Annotated in this window: 15 protein-coding genes and 1 tRNA gene; 9 read left to right on the forward strand and 7 right to left on the reverse strand. The window is 67.1% G+C overall.

All coding sequences use genetic code 11. The annotated features are described in order from the left end of the window. Positions 1–44: 44 nt before the first annotated feature. The 7 genes from GT347_RS24450 (at position 45) to GT347_RS24480 (ending at position 5,328) form a co-directional block, all read left to right on the forward strand. Positions 45–524, forward strand: a complete 480-nt coding sequence (locus GT347_RS24450; RefSeq protein ID WP_160554669.1) for a MerR family transcriptional regulator — start codon at positions 45–47, stop codon at positions 522–524. Positions 525–541: 17 nt separating this feature from the next. Then, positions 542–618, forward strand: a tRNA-Pro gene (locus tag GT347_RS24455). A 308-nt stretch (positions 619–926) separates the two neighbouring features. Further along, positions 927–1,232, forward strand: coding sequence for a hypothetical protein (locus GT347_RS24460; protein WP_229722481.1), 306 nt, complete (start codon positions 927–929; stop codon positions 1,230–1,232). A gap of 46 nt (positions 1,233–1,278) precedes the next feature. Next, positions 1,279–1,845, forward strand: coding sequence for an ankyrin repeat domain-containing protein (locus tag GT347_RS24465; RefSeq protein ID WP_160554671.1), 567 nt, complete (start codon positions 1,279–1,281; stop codon positions 1,843–1,845). A 192-nt stretch (positions 1,846–2,037) separates the two neighbouring features. Beyond that, complete coding sequence (locus GT347_RS24470) at positions 2,038–2,937, forward strand: transporter substrate-binding domain-containing protein (RefSeq protein ID WP_160554672.1); 900 nt, start codon at positions 2,038–2,040, stop codon at positions 2,935–2,937. A 55-nt stretch (positions 2,938–2,992) separates the two neighbouring features. Beyond that, positions 2,993–3,868 carry a MurR/RpiR family transcriptional regulator gene (locus GT347_RS24475; protein WP_160554673.1) on the forward strand — a complete coding sequence of 292 codons (876 nt, stop codon included), beginning with the start codon at positions 2,993–2,995 and terminating at the stop codon, positions 3,866–3,868. Between the two features lie 122 nt (positions 3,869–3,990). Then, a complete protein-coding gene (locus GT347_RS24480; RefSeq protein ID WP_160554674.1) occupies positions 3,991–5,328 on the forward strand; it encodes an aspartate aminotransferase family protein in 1,338 nt (445 codons plus the stop codon). Positions 5,329–5,333: 5 nt separating this feature from the next. Here GT347_RS24480 and GT347_RS24485 read toward each other — a convergent pair whose 3' ends face one another. Both GT347_RS24485 and putA read right to left on the reverse strand, forming a co-directional pair. Further along, positions 5,334–5,834, reverse strand: coding sequence for an FxDxF family PEP-CTERM protein (locus tag GT347_RS24485; RefSeq protein ID WP_160554675.1), 501 nt, complete (start codon positions 5,832–5,834; stop codon positions 5,334–5,336). Between the two features lie 116 nt (positions 5,835–5,950). After that, complete coding sequence (putA, locus tag GT347_RS24490) at positions 5,951–9,850, reverse strand: trifunctional transcriptional regulator/proline dehydrogenase/L-glutamate gamma-semialdehyde dehydrogenase (protein ID WP_407704122.1); 3,900 nt, start codon at positions 9,848–9,850, stop codon at positions 5,951–5,953. On the opposite strand from putA, the gene GT347_RS24495 reads away from it, so the two are divergent. Continuing rightward, the gene (locus GT347_RS24495) at positions 9,813–10,316 is read left to right on the forward strand and encodes an Lrp/AsnC ligand binding domain-containing protein (RefSeq protein WP_229722482.1); all 504 of its coding nucleotides are present in this window, start codon (positions 9,813–9,815) and stop codon (positions 10,314–10,316) included. The two genes, putA and GT347_RS24495, sit on opposite strands and share 38 nt — an antisense overlap. 43 nt (positions 10,317–10,359) lie before the next feature. On the opposite strand, the gene GT347_RS24500 is transcribed toward GT347_RS24495, so the two are convergent. Further along, entirely contained in the window at positions 10,360–10,551 is a 192-nt protein-coding gene (locus GT347_RS24500) for a hypothetical protein (RefSeq protein ID WP_160554677.1), read from the reverse strand. A 290-nt stretch (positions 10,552–10,841) separates the two neighbouring features. On the opposite strand from GT347_RS24500, the gene GT347_RS24505 reads away from it, so the two are divergent. Beyond that, positions 10,842–11,123 (forward strand): hypothetical protein, encoded by a 282-nt coding sequence (locus tag GT347_RS24505; RefSeq protein WP_160554678.1) that lies wholly within the window; start codon positions 10,842–10,844, stop codon positions 11,121–11,123. Here GT347_RS24505 and GT347_RS27885 read toward each other — a convergent pair. The 4 genes from GT347_RS27885 to GT347_RS24520 all read right to left on the reverse strand — a co-directional run bounded on the left by GT347_RS27885 (position 11,120) and on the right by GT347_RS24520 (position 14,047). Next, on the reverse strand, positions 11,120–11,251 hold the full coding sequence (locus tag GT347_RS27885; protein ID WP_268236185.1) for a hypothetical protein: 132 nt from the start codon (positions 11,249–11,251) through the stop codon (positions 11,120–11,122). The genes GT347_RS24505 and GT347_RS27885 overlap by 4 nt on opposite strands. Before the next feature lie 176 nt (positions 11,252–11,427). Then, the gene (locus tag GT347_RS24510) at positions 11,428–12,651 is read right to left on the reverse strand and encodes an MFS transporter (protein ID WP_160554679.1); all 1,224 of its coding nucleotides are present in this window, start codon (positions 12,649–12,651) and stop codon (positions 11,428–11,430) included. Positions 12,652–12,653: 2 nt separating this feature from the next. Beyond that, the gene (locus tag GT347_RS24515) at positions 12,654–13,094 is read right to left on the reverse strand and encodes a MarR family winged helix-turn-helix transcriptional regulator (protein WP_160554680.1); all 441 of its coding nucleotides are present in this window, start codon (positions 13,092–13,094) and stop codon (positions 12,654–12,656) included. A gap of 65 nt (positions 13,095–13,159) precedes the next feature. Continuing rightward, positions 13,160–14,047, reverse strand: a complete 888-nt coding sequence (locus tag GT347_RS24520; RefSeq protein ID WP_160554681.1) for a LysR family transcriptional regulator — start codon at positions 14,045–14,047, stop codon at positions 13,160–13,162. Positions 14,048–14,130 lie beyond the last annotated feature (83 nt).

A 14,130-nucleotide genomic window follows, 5' to 3' on the forward strand; every position in this document is an offset into this window, starting at 1 on the left:
ACGGCGATGCGTTAACCTCGCAGCCCTCCAAACCTGAGCTATCCATGGCCAGCACTCCTCTTCCCGCCATCCCTGCCAAGCGCTACTTCACTATCGGTGAGGTGGGCGAACTGTGCGAGGTCAAGCCGCATGTGCTGCGGTACTGGGAGCAGGAGTTCACGCAGCTGCGGCCCATGAAGCGCCGCGGCAACCGGCGCTACTACCAGCACCACGAGGTGCTGATGATCCGCCGCATCCGCGATCTGCTCTACGAACAGGGCTTCACCATCAGCGGCGCGCGCAACAAGCTGCAGGAGTGGATGCAGGCCGAGCGCGGAGCGCGCTCCGCGCTGGCTTCGTCCCTGCCGATGTCCGTCGCATCCGGTGAGCTTGAGGGCACCGACGCCACGGGAGAGTTGGAAGACAGGACGCAATTCGAACCTCTGCCGGTGCCTGTCGCGCCCCGTGCGCCCTTGTCGCTGGCGGCGGTCCGAAAAGAACTTTTGGCGATTCGTTTGTTGCTGGCCGAACCGCTGCAAATTTGATGCTAGAATTTGAGGCTCGGCGTGTAGCGCAGCCTGGTAGCGCACTTGCATGGGGTGCAAGGGGTCGTGAGTTCGAATCCCACCACGCCGACCATTCATTCCTTCGGGAAATAAAAGGGTCAGGACCAAAAGTCCTGACCCTTTTTTCATTGCCTCCTTGCTCAGGTTGGAGTCGATCCGCACCACAACCATGAGGTAACGGCAGCAGCCACTGACCTGCCCGGCGTCGCAAAATGCCGCAGGAGCAGGGCTGGATGGAGGGTGAAGATGTATTTATTCGAACGGCGTATTACCGCGCGGCGTGCGAGTGATTTTCAGCCGGCCGCAACACAGGGCTGGCCAGCGTCCGAGCGGCGACGCAGAGACCGTCGGGCCGCTGCGCATCGCAGGGCGGTGCAGATCTTGAGTCTCAACAGCCCGCTCTTCGCACAAGGGCTGGCGATTCGCATCACCAAGGTCAACTACGTGCTGGAAGCGGACCATTTCACCTGGCATGCGCAGGTGAACATCGGTGAAGTGAATGGCTTTCTGGGGGGATCGGGCCAGATGCGGCATGAGGCGGCCGACCCCGCGCCTTACATCACGCTGGCACTGCTGGAGAAGTTGCGCGAGTGGCTGCTGGTGCTGGGTGACCCGGCTCCGGTGGCGCACCAGACCGCTTCAGGCACTAGAAGCGCAGACACCGAGGGCGCCGGCTTACAAGCCTGAAACCAGCGCTCGCGTAGCTTCAGAGCTTTAACAGGAAAGCTGCAGCATGAGCGACGAGAACACAGCCACACCACCGGCCTTGGTGGCCAGCGAGCAGGATGTGCTGGACTTCGCCCACCGGATGTTCGACCTCGCCCGCGCCGGCGACGCTGCCGCGCTGCAGCCCATGCTGGAGCGCGGCCTGCCGGCCAATATGAGCAACCACAAGGGCGACACCTTGCTGATGCTGGCCAGCTATCACGGGCAGCTGGAAGCCTCTCGCCTGCTTCTGGAACACGGCGCCGATCCCAACCGCTTCAACGACATGGCGCAGACGCCGCTGGCAGGCGCGGCCTTCAAGGGCAATCTGCCCATGGCCGAACTGCTGCTGGAGCGGGGCGCCGAAGTGAACTTCGCGCCGCCGGGCGGCAAGACGCCGCTGATGTTCGCGGCCATGTTCAACCGCCGCGAAATCGTCGATCTGTTGCTCCGGCTGGGTGCCGATCCCAATACGATCAGTTCGGACGGCATGACAGCGCTCTCGCTGGCCAGGACCATGGGCGCGACCGATACCGCGGCGCAACTGGAGGGCCTGGCGGGCCAGGCGCCAGGCCGTCCGCTCGACACCGCCTGAATTCGTGCGCGAGGTCCGGGGTCGTGCTCCGCATTGGTGCATTTGTTCCATAAATGGAAATTAACGAACAAACGTTGCAAATTTTCCATTGATGGATATATTCGTTGCTGTTGAATTTGTGTTGCAACAAACGTTGCCGCATCGGATTCGGCACTCGACCACCACCAATGCATGTCCGGGGAACCCAAGACCATGTCTTTCGCATCTCTTTTCCAGCGTCTGCTGCCCTGCGCCTTGCTGGCCGTATCGGTCATCGGTGCCCAGGCGCAGGACGCCAGCACCTTCAGGAAGATCCAGCAGAGCGGCGCCATCACCTTCGGCTACCGTGAATCGTCCTTCGGCTTCTCCTACCTCGATGGCGGCAGCAAGCCGGTCGGCTACAGCATCGACATCTGCAACCGCATCGTCGAGGCGATCAAGGCCGAGCTGAAGATGCCGGCCATCGAGATCCGCTACCAGGCCGTCACCTCGGCCAACCGCATTCCCCTGGTGGCCAACGGTACCGTGGACATCGAATGCGGCTCCACCACCAACCTGGTCGAACGCCAGCAGCTGGTGGCGTTCTCGCCGGACATCTTCCGCTACAACGTGCGCACCCTGGTCAAGGTGGATTCCGGTATCCGCAGCATCGCGGACCTGCAGGGCAAGGCGGTGGTGACGACCGCCGGAACCACTTCGCTGCGCCTGCTGCGCGACGCCGACCGCGGCCGCAACCTGGAGATCACGCCGCTGTCCGGCAAGGACCACAGCGACTCCTTCCTGCTGGTGGCCAACGGCCGGGCGGCGGCCTTCGTGCTCGACGACATCCTGCTGGCCGGCCAGATCGCCAATGCGCAGAACCCCAAGGATTACGCCATCGTCGGCGAGAGCCTGCGCACCGAGAACCAGTCGCTGATGTTCCGCAAGGACGACCCCGCCTTCAAGGCGCTGGTCGACAAGGTGGTGGGCGGCATGATGGCCTCCGGCGAAATGGAGAAGCTCTACAACAAGTGGTTCATGTCGCCGATCCCGCCCAAGGGCATCAACATCAACTATCCGATCAATGCCGACACCCGGGATGCCTTCCTGCATCCCAGCTCCAAGGGCATCTGAGGAGGGGAGGGCCGCTGTAACATTCGATTCATTCGAGACTACAGCGTGCCGCCCCATGAGAGCCAAGCAGACCATCCTGGATGCCTTCCCGTCGCTGAGCCCCAGGCTGCAGGCCGCCGCGCGTTTCATCGTCGATCATCCCAACGAGGTGGTGATTTCTTCGATGCGCACCCTGGCCGAGCGCGCCGGCTCGCAGCCCGCCACCTTCGTGCGCCTGGCCCAGCAGCTCGGCTACGCCGGCTGGCCGGAACTGAAGGCCGCCTTCGCCACCGACATGGGCTTGAGCGCCGACGGCTACGGCGAGCGGGCCAAGTCGCTGGCGGCGCGGGGCTCGAAGCGCGAACTGCTGGGCGAGATGTTCGATGTGCTGCGCAAGAACCTCGACGACACGCTCGATCATTCTGCGGCGATGCTGCCCAAGGTGGCCGAGCTGATGAAGAAGGCGGCGGTGGTGCATGTCGCCGGCTTCCGGGCCAGCGCGCCCATCGCCTACAGCCTGTTTTATGGCTACCGGCTTTTCCGCCAGTCGGTATTGCTGCTCGATGGCCAGCATGGCGGGCTGGAGATGCAGGCGCGGGCCATCGCCAAGGCGGATCTGGTGTTCGTCGTGAGTTTCGCGCCGTACTCGCGCGAGGCATTGGAGGTGATGGCAGCGGCCAAGGCGGCCGGCGCGAAGACCGTGGCGCTCACCGACAGCAGCGCTTCGCCGCTGGCGCTGGAGGCGGATCTCACCGTGCTGTTCTCGGTCGACAGCCCGTCCTTCTTTCCCTCCGTCACCGCGGGTGTGGGGCTGGTCGAGGCGCTGCTGGAGCTGCTGGTCGCCGCGGGCGGGGACGGTGTCGCCCGAGCCATCGACAAGACCGAACAGAGCCTGTTCGATTCCGGCGCCTACCTGAAACAGCCCACCCGCAGGCTGCACGCCAAACCCTGACACGCGGCGCCCCGGTGCGGCGGGGCCGTCTTGCGTCTTGTTGGAATCAAACGTTGCAATAAATACTTAAATTGATATAGTTGTTGCAAATCAACCGGGGCTGCCGCCCCCCCGAAAAAACCATGAGCAGGATCATCCATCGAAGCCTCCGGTCCACACCGCCGGTCGCGGCCTCCGCAGAAGGCATCTACATCACCGACCAGTCGGGCAAGCGTTACCTGGACGCCTGCGGCGGAGCGGCGGTTTCCTGCCTGGGGCATCGCCATCCGGATGTGATCGCCGCCATGCATGCGCAGATCGACCGGCTGGCCTACACGCACACCAGCTTCTTCACCAGCGAGGTGTCCGAGGAACTGGCCGATCACCTGGTGGCCCATGCGCCGGCGGGGCTGGACCAGGTGTATTTCGTCTCGGGCGGTTCCGAAGCGGTGGAGGCGGCCCTGAAGCTGGCGCGCCAGTACTTCGTCGAGATCGGCCAGCCGCAGAGAACCCGCTTCGTGGCCCGCCGGCAGAGCTACCACGGCAACACCCTGGGTGCGCTGGCGGTGGGCGGCAACGAATGGCGGCGCCAGCAGTTCGCGCCGCTGCTGATGGATGTGGGCCGGGTCTCGCCGGTCTACGAATACCGCGACCGTCGGGAGGGCGAAAGCCAGGACGGCTACACCGCGCGCCTGATCGCCGAACTCGAGGCCGAATTCCAGCGCCTGGGGCCGCAGAATGTGATCGCCTTCGTCGCCGAAACCGTCGTCGGTGCCACCGCCGGCGCGGTGCCGCCGACGCCGGGCTACTTCCGCGGCGTGCGTGAACTCTGCGACCGCCACGGCATCCTGCTGATCGCCGACGAGGTGATGAGCGGCATGGGCCGTACCGGCACGCTGCATGCCGTGGAGCAGGAGGGCGTCGTGCCCGACCTGATGACCATCGCCAAAGGCCTGGGCGGCGGCTACCAGCCGATCGGGGCGGTGCTGGCCAGCGGCCGGATCGTCGAGGCGATCCGCCAGGGCAGCGGTCTGTTCCAGCACGGCCATACCTATATCGGGCATCCGACGGCGGCGGCTGCGGCGCTGGCGGTGCAGAAGGTCATCCAGCGCGACGGCCTGCTGGCCCAGGTGCGCACACGGGGCGAGCAGTTGCGCGGCGCGCTGCTGCGGCGGCTGGGCGAGCACCCCTGCGTGGGCGACATCCGCGGCCGCGGGCTCTTCATGGGCGTGGAACTGGTGAAGGACCGCGACTCCAAGGCGCCCTTCGATGCCGCCGACAAGGTCAACCAGAAAATCAAGCAGCAGGCCATGGCCAATGGCCTGCTGGTCTATCCGATGGGCGGCACGATCGATGGCAGACGCGGGGACCACGTGCTGCTGGCGCCGCCCTTCATCGTGAGCGAGGCGGACATCGAGGACATCGCCGACCGGCTGGGCAGCGCGATCGAGCTATGCCTGGGCCGGGCGGCCCGCTCGTGAGCCGTTCAGCCGCGGCTGCGCTTCTGGCGCTGCCGAACCAGCATGCCCATCACGCCCACGCCGGCCAGCAGCATCGCGTACGTCTCGGGCTCGGGGATGGCCGCCACCCTGAAGGTGGTCATGTAGTCGCCGGTGCCGATGCCGGCGACCTTCAGGCTGTACGAAATGCCGGGCTTGAGCACCGTGCTCAGGTAACCGGTGCTGGCCACGGCGTCCGCATGGACGGTGCCGGTGGTCGTGGTCGTGCCGTCGAACAGCGAGATGCTGTTGATGACCGTCCCGCCGCCGCTCACGATCAGCGCCAGCGAGCCCATGGAGGCCGCGGACATGGAGCCGATCGTGAAGTTGAAGATGTCCGAGAAGGACGGGCTGACGGTCGAACTCGGCTCGTAGGTGGTGCCCAGCGACAGCACGCCGAGGTCGTAGGTCGCGGCGCTGGCCGACAGGGCGGAACCCAGTGTCAGCAGTGCGACCAGCGCAGTCTTCTTCAATGCGTTCCGTGACATGAAGGCCTCCAAATGAAAAAGGAGTTGATATGACTGATACGAAATGTCTCTCCGGTTCAAAGTGGTTGCAATAGTCCGTTCGGACCTTGCGATGCCAACATGCCTTGCCGCGAAACTCAGGCGATCGTCATCAGGCTGGCATTGCCGCCGGCGGCAGCGGTATTGGTGCTGACCGAGCGTTCGGTCAGCAGTGCTTCCAGCGCCATGCCGCCCGCGCCGTCACCGTCGCCGATGGCGAAGCGGCGCAGGCTGACGATGGCCCCCTCCCGGCTTGCCAGGCGGGCGCCGGTGTCCAGCAGGCCCGCCCGGTCGCCCTGGTGGAGAACCAGGTCGAAATCCACGCCAGGGGCGCTCCAGTCGCTGGCCAGGGCGATCTTTTCCTGCACCTGCGGCGGCAGGGTGGAGCGCAGTGCTTGCGTGGCCGTGCTGCTGGGCCAGATCGCCCGGCTGCCCACCGCCAGCACCCCGGCGAGCTGGAACAGCAGGGCCTCGTCCGAATCGGCCAGGCACAGCGCGGCCTCGCGGGGCTGCAGGGCGTAGAGATTGCGCTCGCCGGTGGGCCCGGCGAGCAGCCGCGCGCCGCGCGCCGCGGCCAGGCCGGCGATGCGGCGGCACTGCGCGGCGAGGCGGTGCTCGTCGGGCCGCCGGTCCAGCCAGCCGAGCAGGGCCTGGAAGGCGGGCCCATCGGCCACCGGCGGCTCACCGGCCGACGAGCCCGGCAGGCCGCTGGCGGCGGCGCGCGCCAGCACGTCGTCCGGACGCGCAGACAGCAGCCGGTACAGGTACAGCGGCCCGCCTGCCTTGGGGCCGGTGCCGGAGAGGCCTTCGCCGCCGAAGGGCTGCACGCCGACCACCGCGCCGACCATGTTGCGGTTGACATAGACATTGCCCACATGGGCGCTGCGCAGCACCTGGGCGATGGTTTCGTCGATGCGGGTGTGCAGGCCCAGGGTCAGGCCGTAGCCGATGGCGTTGATCTGCGCGAGCAGGCCGTCGAGATCGCGGCGGGCGAAGCGCACCACATGCAGCACCGGGCCGAAGACCTCGCGGCGCAGTTCGTCGATGCTGTTCAGCTCGATCACCGTGGGCATCACGTAGGTGCCCTGGTCCAGCGTGCCCTGCGGGCAGCGGCCCAGGCGGTGCACCCGGCGGCCGCGCTGGCGCATGGCGGAGATGTGGGCCTCGATGTTGTCGCGGGCCTCGGCGTCGATCACCGGGCCGACGTCGGTCTCCAGCAGGGCCGGGTCGCCGACCCTGGCCTGGTCCATGGCGCCGCGCAGCATGGTCAGCAAGCGCTCGGCCACGTCGTCCTGCACACATAGCACCCGCAACGCGGAGCAGCGCTGGCCGGCGCTGTCAAATGCCGAGGCCACGATGTCGGTGACGACCTGTTCCACCAATGCGGACGAGTCGACGACCATGGCGTTCTGCCCGCCGGTCTCTGCGATCAGCGGCACCGGCGTGCCGTTCGGGCCCAGGCGGGCCGCCAGCGTGCGTTGCAGGATGCGGGCGACTTCCGTCGAGCCGGTGAACAGCACACCCTGTACGCGGCCGTCGGCCACCAGGCGCGCGCCGACCGTGGCGCCGTCACCCGGCAGCAGCTGCAGGGCGGCGGCCGGCACGCCAGCGGCGTGCAGCAGGCGCACCGCTTCGGCGGCCACCAGGGGCGTCTGTTCCGCGGGTTTGGCCAGCACGGTGTTGCCGGCGGCCAGCGCGGCGCAGACCTGGCCGACGAAGATGGCCAGGGGGAAGTTCCAGGGGCTGATGCACACCACCGGGCCCAGGGGGCGGTGCGTGCCGTTGTCGAAATCGGCGCGTGCCTGTGCGGCATAGAAGCGCAGGAAGTCGATCGCCTCGCGCACCTCGGAGATGCCGTTGGCGAAGGTCTTGCCGGCCTCGCGCGCCAGCAGACCGAGCAGCTCGGGCAAGCCTTGCTGCAGCAGGTCGGCGGCGCGCTCCAGCGCGGCGGCACGTTCGGCGGGGGCGGTGGCGGCCCAGACGGGCGCGAAGTCGGCGGCGCTCTGCAGGGCTGCATCGACTTCCGTCGCGCTGGCCTGGCGCACCTGGCCGACCACGTCGCGCAGCCTGGATGGGTTCAGTACTGGCTGCCATGCCGACGATTCCGAGGCCAGCGCCGGCTGCGCCGTCCATTCGCGTTGGGCGCTGGCCTGCAGTTGTGGCTCCAGCGCCTGCAGGGTGTTTTCGTTGGACAGGTCCAGCCCGGCCGAATTGCGCCGCGCCGCGCCATAGAGGCCGGCGGGTTGGGCGATGGCCGGATGGGGCAGGCCGATGCCGCCTTCCTCAGCCGCCATGCGCTCGACCGCCGCCACCGGGTCTTCCACCAGCAAGTCCAGCGAGATCGTCGGATCGGCGATGCGGTTGACGAAGGAGGTGTTGGCGCCGTTCTCCAGCAGGCGGCGCACCAGGTAGGCGAGCAGGGTTTCGTGGGTGCCGACCGGCGCGTAGATGCGGCAGGGGCGGCCCAGCTTGCCATCCTCGCTGCGGCCGACCACCTGCTCGTACAGCGGCTCGCCCATGCCGTGCAGGCACTGAAATTCGTACTGCCCGGGCTGGTAGCTCGCCGGGTCCGCCATGGTGTAGATGGCGGCCATGGTGTGCGCGTTGTGGGTGGCGAACTGGGGATAGATCTGCGCCGGCGCGGCCAGCAGCTTGCGGGCGCAGGCGAGGTAGGAGACGTCGGTGTAGACCTTGCGGGTGTAGACCGGAAAGCCGTCCTGGCCGTCCACCTGGGCGCGCTTGATTTCGCTGTCCCAGTAAGCGCCCTTGACCAGGCGCACCATCAGGCGCTGGCCGCTGCGGCTGGCCAGATCGATCACATAGTCGATGGCATGGGGGCAGCGCTTCTGGTAGGCCTGGATCACGAAACCGATGCCGTTCCAGCCGGCCAGGGCCGGTTCGAAGCAGAGCTTTTCCAGCAGGTCCAGCGACAGCTCCAGGCGGTCGGCTTCCTCCGCGTCGATGTTCAGGCCGATGTCGTAGCGGCGCGCCAGCAGGGCCAGGTCGCGCACGACCGGGTAGAGCTCTTGCATCACACGTGCGTATTGCGACCGGCTGTAGCGCGGGTGCAGGGCCGACAGCTTGATCGAGATGCCCGGGCCTTCGTACACGCCGCGGCCGGCCGATGCCTGGCCGATGGCGTGGATGGCCTGCTCGTAGGACTGCCGGTAGCGATCGGCATCCTCGGCCGTCATCGCGGCTTCGCCCAGCATGTCGTAGGAATAGCGGAAGCCGCGGGCCTCCAGGCCGCGGGCGTGCTGCAGCGCGTCCTGGATGGTTTCGCCGGTGACGAACTGCTCGCCCATCAAACGCATCGCCATGTCCACGCCCTTGCGGATCATCGGCTCGCCGCCCTTGGCGATCAGCCGGGTCAGCAGGGAAGACAAGGAGGTTTCGCTGTGGGTGGCGACCAGCTTGCCGGTCAGCAGCAGGCCCCAGGTGGCGGCGTTGACGAACACCGAGGGGCTGCGGCCGGCGTGTTCGCGCCATTGGCCGTGGGCGATCTTGTCGCGGATCAGGGCGTCGCGCGTGGCCTTGTCGGGAATGCGCAGCAGCGCCTCGGCCAGGCACATCAGCGCCACGCCCTCCTGGGAGGACAAGGCGTATTCCTGCAGCAGGCCCTGCACCAGGCCGGCCCGGCCGGCGGAGTTTTTGCGGTCGCGCAGGCGCTGTGCGATCTCGCGCGCCAGGGCGTTGGCGCGCCCTGCGGTGGTGGGGTCCATCCGGGCTGCGGACAGCAGATGCTGCATGGCCTCAGCCTCCGGCAAGCGATAGGCCGCGGTGATGCGCTGCCGCAGCTCCGTCGCGGCTGCGGGGCCCTGGGCAAAACCGGTGAAGGGCGCGGTGGAACTCGGAAAGACGGGCGTGGTCATGGGGCAGTGCTGCAGAGCGGTAGGTAAGCTGGTGTAATCCGCATGATGCAACCTATGAGACCGAATAAATATTCGATGTGAAGCCGCTGTGACGAACAATTCACTAGAGCAGGCCGGTGAGGCCATCAAACTCGACCGCCTGGACCTGCGCATCCTGAGCGCCCTGCAGGCCGATGGCCGCATCTCCAACCTCAAGCTGGCCGAGGCCATCGGCCTTTCGCCCACGGCGGTGCTGGCGCGGGTGCAGCGGCTGACCCGCGAGGGCTACATCCTGGGGTACGAGGCCCGCCTGAATCCGATCAAGCTGGGCGTGGGCATGCTGGTCTTCGTGGAGGTGCTGCTGGACCGCACCACACCCAATGTGTTCGATGCCTTCAACGCGGCCGTGCAGATCCGCCCGGAAATCATGGAGTGCCACATGGTGGCCGGCGGCTTCGATTACCTCTTGAAGACCCGCAGCGCCGACATGAACGACTACCGCAACTTCGCCGGCACCGTGCTGTGGCAGCTGCCGGGAGTCCGCGAGACACGGACCTATGCGGTGATGGAGGAGGTGAAGAACTCGGCCCGGCTGGCGCTTCCGCAGGGCTGAGTGTTGTGAAGGGAGTGTGGTCGAGGGGGGCGCGGCCGGCAGCTCAGTGGATAGCGCGTGCCAGCCAGAAGGTGAAACCCACCATGGAGGCGCCGAGCCCGGTGGTCCAGCCGATCAGCTTCCAGGTCTGGGCGTTGAGTTCCTTGACCAGGATCCAGGTCTGCTGGTTGAGTTCCTTGTGCAGCGCCACGCTGATGTTCGCCACATCGGACTTCGTTGCGTAGTTGGAAACCATGATGTTCAAGTCCTTCTCGATGGAGCCGAGGCGTTCGCAGGTTTTTTCGGCGAAGGCTTAGAGCTGGGCGACGCGCAGTTCCATGATGCCGCCATTTTCCGGAGGCTCGCCGTTGTCGGCAAGCTGGCGTTTCCGGCTTGCGAAATGATGAGCTGTCATGGGCATCAAGGATTCGAGGTTACGGAGTCAGGCAACATTCTTGCCGCCGGCCGAGCAACCCATGGCACCGTTCGTCGCCCAGACGAACCAGCCAGCGGGCATACTGCGATGCCCAACTCCGATTGCTACCTGTGTCCGACCGACAGCCGATCTCCGGCACCCTAGAAATCGAGGGCTCCCAGTACCCGTTCCGCGGCGCATACGGCCCACAGATCGAGTCGGGCGGCGGCCGGCTGGCCTGGAGCGCCGAGGTCGATGGCCTGGGCCTGCTGCCCGGCAGCGGCCTGGTGGCCTATCCCGGCGGCTACAAGGGCGCCAATGCGCGTGCCGTCACCTACTTCGTGCAGGACCACTTCCAGGGCCGTGTGCGCCTGCGCGACTTCGAAGCCCGCAACGGCGCCGAACGCGTCTAGTCGCAGACCATGCGCATGGTGCGCGCCAGGTCGCGCATCTCCAGGCGGACAAAAGCCAGGGCGATGCTTTCGGCCGGATGGCCGCCGTTGCACCACAAGCGGTTGACCTGGCCGGTACCGGTCACCATGTCGATCGCCCCTCGCCAGCAATCGTCGATATAGACGGCTTTGGGGAAAAGAGTGGCGCCATGAATGTGCAGCGGGAGATGCATGCCGCAAGTGTCTGTCGCAGCAGCATTTTCGATGCATGGCAAAAGGCCGGAAAACCCCGCTTATTCGAACCGCTGGACCGGCCTTCCCAAGCTCAGGCCGCGGCTTGAGATGCCTTCGGCCCGGCGCGCCGCAGGTAGAGCATGCCGATCGCGGCCACCAGCGCACCCGCCGCCGCGCCCACCACCATCGCCCAGCGGGCGCCGCAGGTGTCGGCCACGTAGCCGATCAGCGGCGCGCCCAGCGGCGTGCCGCCCAGCAGCAGGGCCAGCAGGATGGCCATCACCCGGCCGCGCATGGCCGGCTCGGTGCCCAGCTGCACGAGGGTGTTGGTGGTGGTGTTGAAGGTCTGCGCGCACAGCCCCAGCACCACCAGCACGCAGGCGAATACCGCCTCGTTGGGCGAGGCCGCGGCCAGCAGGCAGCCCCCGCCGAACACGCTGGCCGCCAGCACCAGGAAACGGAACTGCGGCTGCGCCCGGCCGGCCGACATCAGCGCGCCGGTCACCGAGCCGATCGCCATCGCCGAACTGAGCAGCCCGAAGGCGCTGGCGCCCAGGTGGAACACACCCACGGCCATGGTCGAGATGAAGATCGGGAAGTTCAGCCCGAAGGTCGCGAAGACGAACAGCATCAGCAGCGCGGCCTTGAGGTCCGGACGCTTCCAGACATAGATCGCGCCCTCGGCCAAGCCGCTGGCGCCGCGCGGCGAGGCGGCACGCCGGTGCAGGTCGGGAATGCTCAAGCGGCGCAGCGACACCAGAACCGCCACGAAGGAGGCCGCATTGAGCAGGAAGACCCAGCCCGCGCCCATGCCCGCGATCAGCACCCCGGCACTGGCCGGCCCGATCATGCGGGCGGCGTTGAAGGAGGCCGAGTTCAGCCCCACCGCATTGGGCAGGTCCTCCTCGCCCACCAGTTCCGAGACGAAGGTCTGCCGCGCCGGCGCATCGAAGGCGCTGGTGCAGCCGAGCAGGAAGGCGAAGACGTACACATGCCAGAGGTGCACCAGCCCGCTCAGCGTCAGCAGCCCCAGCACCGCGGCCAGCAGGCCCATCATCGCCTGGGTGCACATCAGCAGCTTGCGCCGGTCCAGCCGGTCGGCGGCCAGGCCGGTGATCGGCAGCAGCAGCATCTGCGGGCCGAACTGCAGGCCCATCACAATGCCGACGGCGGTGGCGCTGTGGTCGGTGAGCATGGTCAGCACGATCCAGTCCTGCGCCGTGCGCTGCATCCAGGTGCCGACGTTGGACACCAGGGCGCCCATGGCCCAGATGCGGTAGTTGCGGCCGCGCAGCGAGCGGAAAGTGGCGCGCATGTTCAGGGCTCCAGCAGGCGTTTGAGCAGGGCCACCGCCTGCTGGAGACAGGCCTGTTCGGCCTCGTCCATCTTCTGGCCGATGGCGCGGTAGAGCCAGTCGGCGCGGGCGGCGCGGTTGTCCTGCACCGCCTTCAGCCAGGCGGGGGTGAGGGCGATCAGGGTCTGGCGGCCGTCCTGCGGATCGACGCTGCCGGCGAGCACGCCCGCAGCCTTCAGCCCCGCCACCGTCTCGCTCATCGACTGCGGCCGCATGCCCTCGGCCTTGGCCAGGGCGCTCACCGTGGCGGGGCCGTCGCGCTCCAGCCGCAGGATCACCTGCAGCTGGCTCCAGCTGAAATCGCCGATGGTGGATTCCTCGCGCAGGCGCTTGCGCAGGCTGCTCAGCAGCAGGCGAAGTTCGGCGGCCAGGGCATGGCGGTCGTCGTCGGCGGATGGGGGCATGGGTCTTGGTGTTTTTATGCAGGCAACCTGTGCAGTCTACCTGCATATCCCGACCCGTGCACGGCTCAGGCCGAAGACGCCCGCGCCAGCTCCACGAAGGCCTTCAGGTAGTCGATCTCCGTTTCCGTCTCGCGTGCGCCGAGAAAGATCTGCTTGGCGATGCCGCGCGGCCCCAGGCGCACCGGCACCACGTCCATGCGATCGGCGTACTCCAGCGCCAGCCAGCGGGGCAGGGCGGCGACGCCCCGGCCGCTGGCCACCATCTGCAACATGATGTCGGTGGTCTCGATGGTCTTGTGGCGGCGCGGGGCCACACCGGCGGGCATCAGGAACTGGTTGTAGATGTCGAGCCGGTCGGTCGCCACCGGATAGGTCACCAGCACCTCCTCGCCCAGATGCCGCGGCTTGATGTAGGGCTCGCCGGCCAGGCGATGGCCCCTGGCCACCACCAGCACCTGCTCGTAGTCGAACACCGGCTCGAAATGCAGGCCGGGCTTGTAGAGCGGATCGGGCGTGACCAGCAGGTCGACCTCGTAGCCGAACAGCGCGCCTATGCCGCCGAACTGGAATTTCTGCTTCACATCCACATCCACATCCGGCCAGGCGGCCAGATAGGGCGACACGATCTTCAGCAGCCACTGGTAGCAGGGATGGCATTCCATGCCGATGCGCAGCGTGCCGCGCTCGCCCTGGGCGAACTGGCGGATGCGGTCCTCGGCCAGGTCCAGCTGCGGCAGCACCCGGTTGGCCACCGCCAGCAGGTACTGGCCGGCCTGGGTGAGGCGCAGGCTGCGGCCCTCGCGCAGCCAGATGTCGGTGCCCAGGTGCTTTTCCAGCTTCTTCATCGCATGGCTGAGCGCCGACTGGGTCAGGCACAAGACGCCGGCCGCAGCGGTCAGCGAGCCTTGTTTCTCGACCTCGCGCACGATCAGGAGATGGGATCGCTCCAGCATGGTCTATGAATCCAGTTCATGGAATGTTGAAATAAGACCATTTTACGTCATGGATTTGCCTGCTTACGATGCGCCCCATCCCA

The organism is Xylophilus rhododendri, from assembly GCF_009906855.1.
GTDB classification, from domain to species: domain Bacteria; phylum Pseudomonadota; class Gammaproteobacteria; order Burkholderiales; family Burkholderiaceae_C; genus Xylophilus; species Xylophilus rhododendri.

What these genes read in the sequence shown, in the direction of transcription:
- GT347_RS24450 (WP_160554669.1), top strand. Translation starts at nt 45, where the DNA reads ATGGCCAGCACTCCTCTTCCCGCCATCCCTGCCAAGCGCTACTTCACT.
- GT347_RS24465 (WP_160554671.1), top strand. Translation starts at nt 1,279, where the DNA reads ATGAGCGACGAGAACACAGCCACACCACCGGCCTTGGTGGCCAGCGAG.
- GT347_RS24470 (WP_160554672.1), top strand. Translation starts at nt 2,038, where the DNA reads ATGTCTTTCGCATCTCTTTTCCAGCGTCTGCTGCCCTGCGCCTTGCTG.
- GT347_RS24475 (WP_160554673.1), top strand. Translation starts at nt 2,993, where the DNA reads ATGAGAGCCAAGCAGACCATCCTGGATGCCTTCCCGTCGCTGAGCCCC.
- GT347_RS24480 (WP_160554674.1), top strand. Translation starts at nt 3,991, where the DNA reads ATGAGCAGGATCATCCATCGAAGCCTCCGGTCCACACCGCCGGTCGCG.
- GT347_RS24485 (WP_160554675.1), bottom strand. Translation starts at nt 5,834, where the DNA reads ATGTCACGGAACGCATTGAAGAAGACTGCGCTGGTCGCACTGCTGACA.
- putA (WP_407704122.1), bottom strand. Translation starts at nt 9,850, where the DNA reads ATGGCCTCACCGGCCTGCTCTAGTGAATTGTTCGTCACAGCGGCTTCA.
- GT347_RS24500 (WP_160554677.1), bottom strand. Translation starts at nt 10,551, where the DNA reads ATGGTTTCCAACTACGCAACGAAGTCCGATGTGGCGAACATCAGCGTG.
- GT347_RS27885 (WP_268236185.1), bottom strand. Translation starts at nt 11,251, where the DNA reads ATGGTGACCGGTACCGGCCAGGTCAACCGCTTGTGGTGCAACGGCGGC.
- GT347_RS24510 (WP_160554679.1), bottom strand. Translation starts at nt 12,651, where the DNA reads ATGCGCGCCACTTTCCGCTCGCTGCGCGGCCGCAACTACCGCATCTGG.
- GT347_RS24515 (WP_160554680.1), bottom strand. Translation starts at nt 13,094, where the DNA reads ATGCCCCCATCCGCCGACGACGACCGCCATGCCCTGGCCGCCGAACTT.
- GT347_RS24520 (WP_160554681.1), bottom strand. Translation starts at nt 14,047, where the DNA reads ATGCTGGAGCGATCCCATCTCCTGATCGTGCGCGAGGTCGAGAAACAA.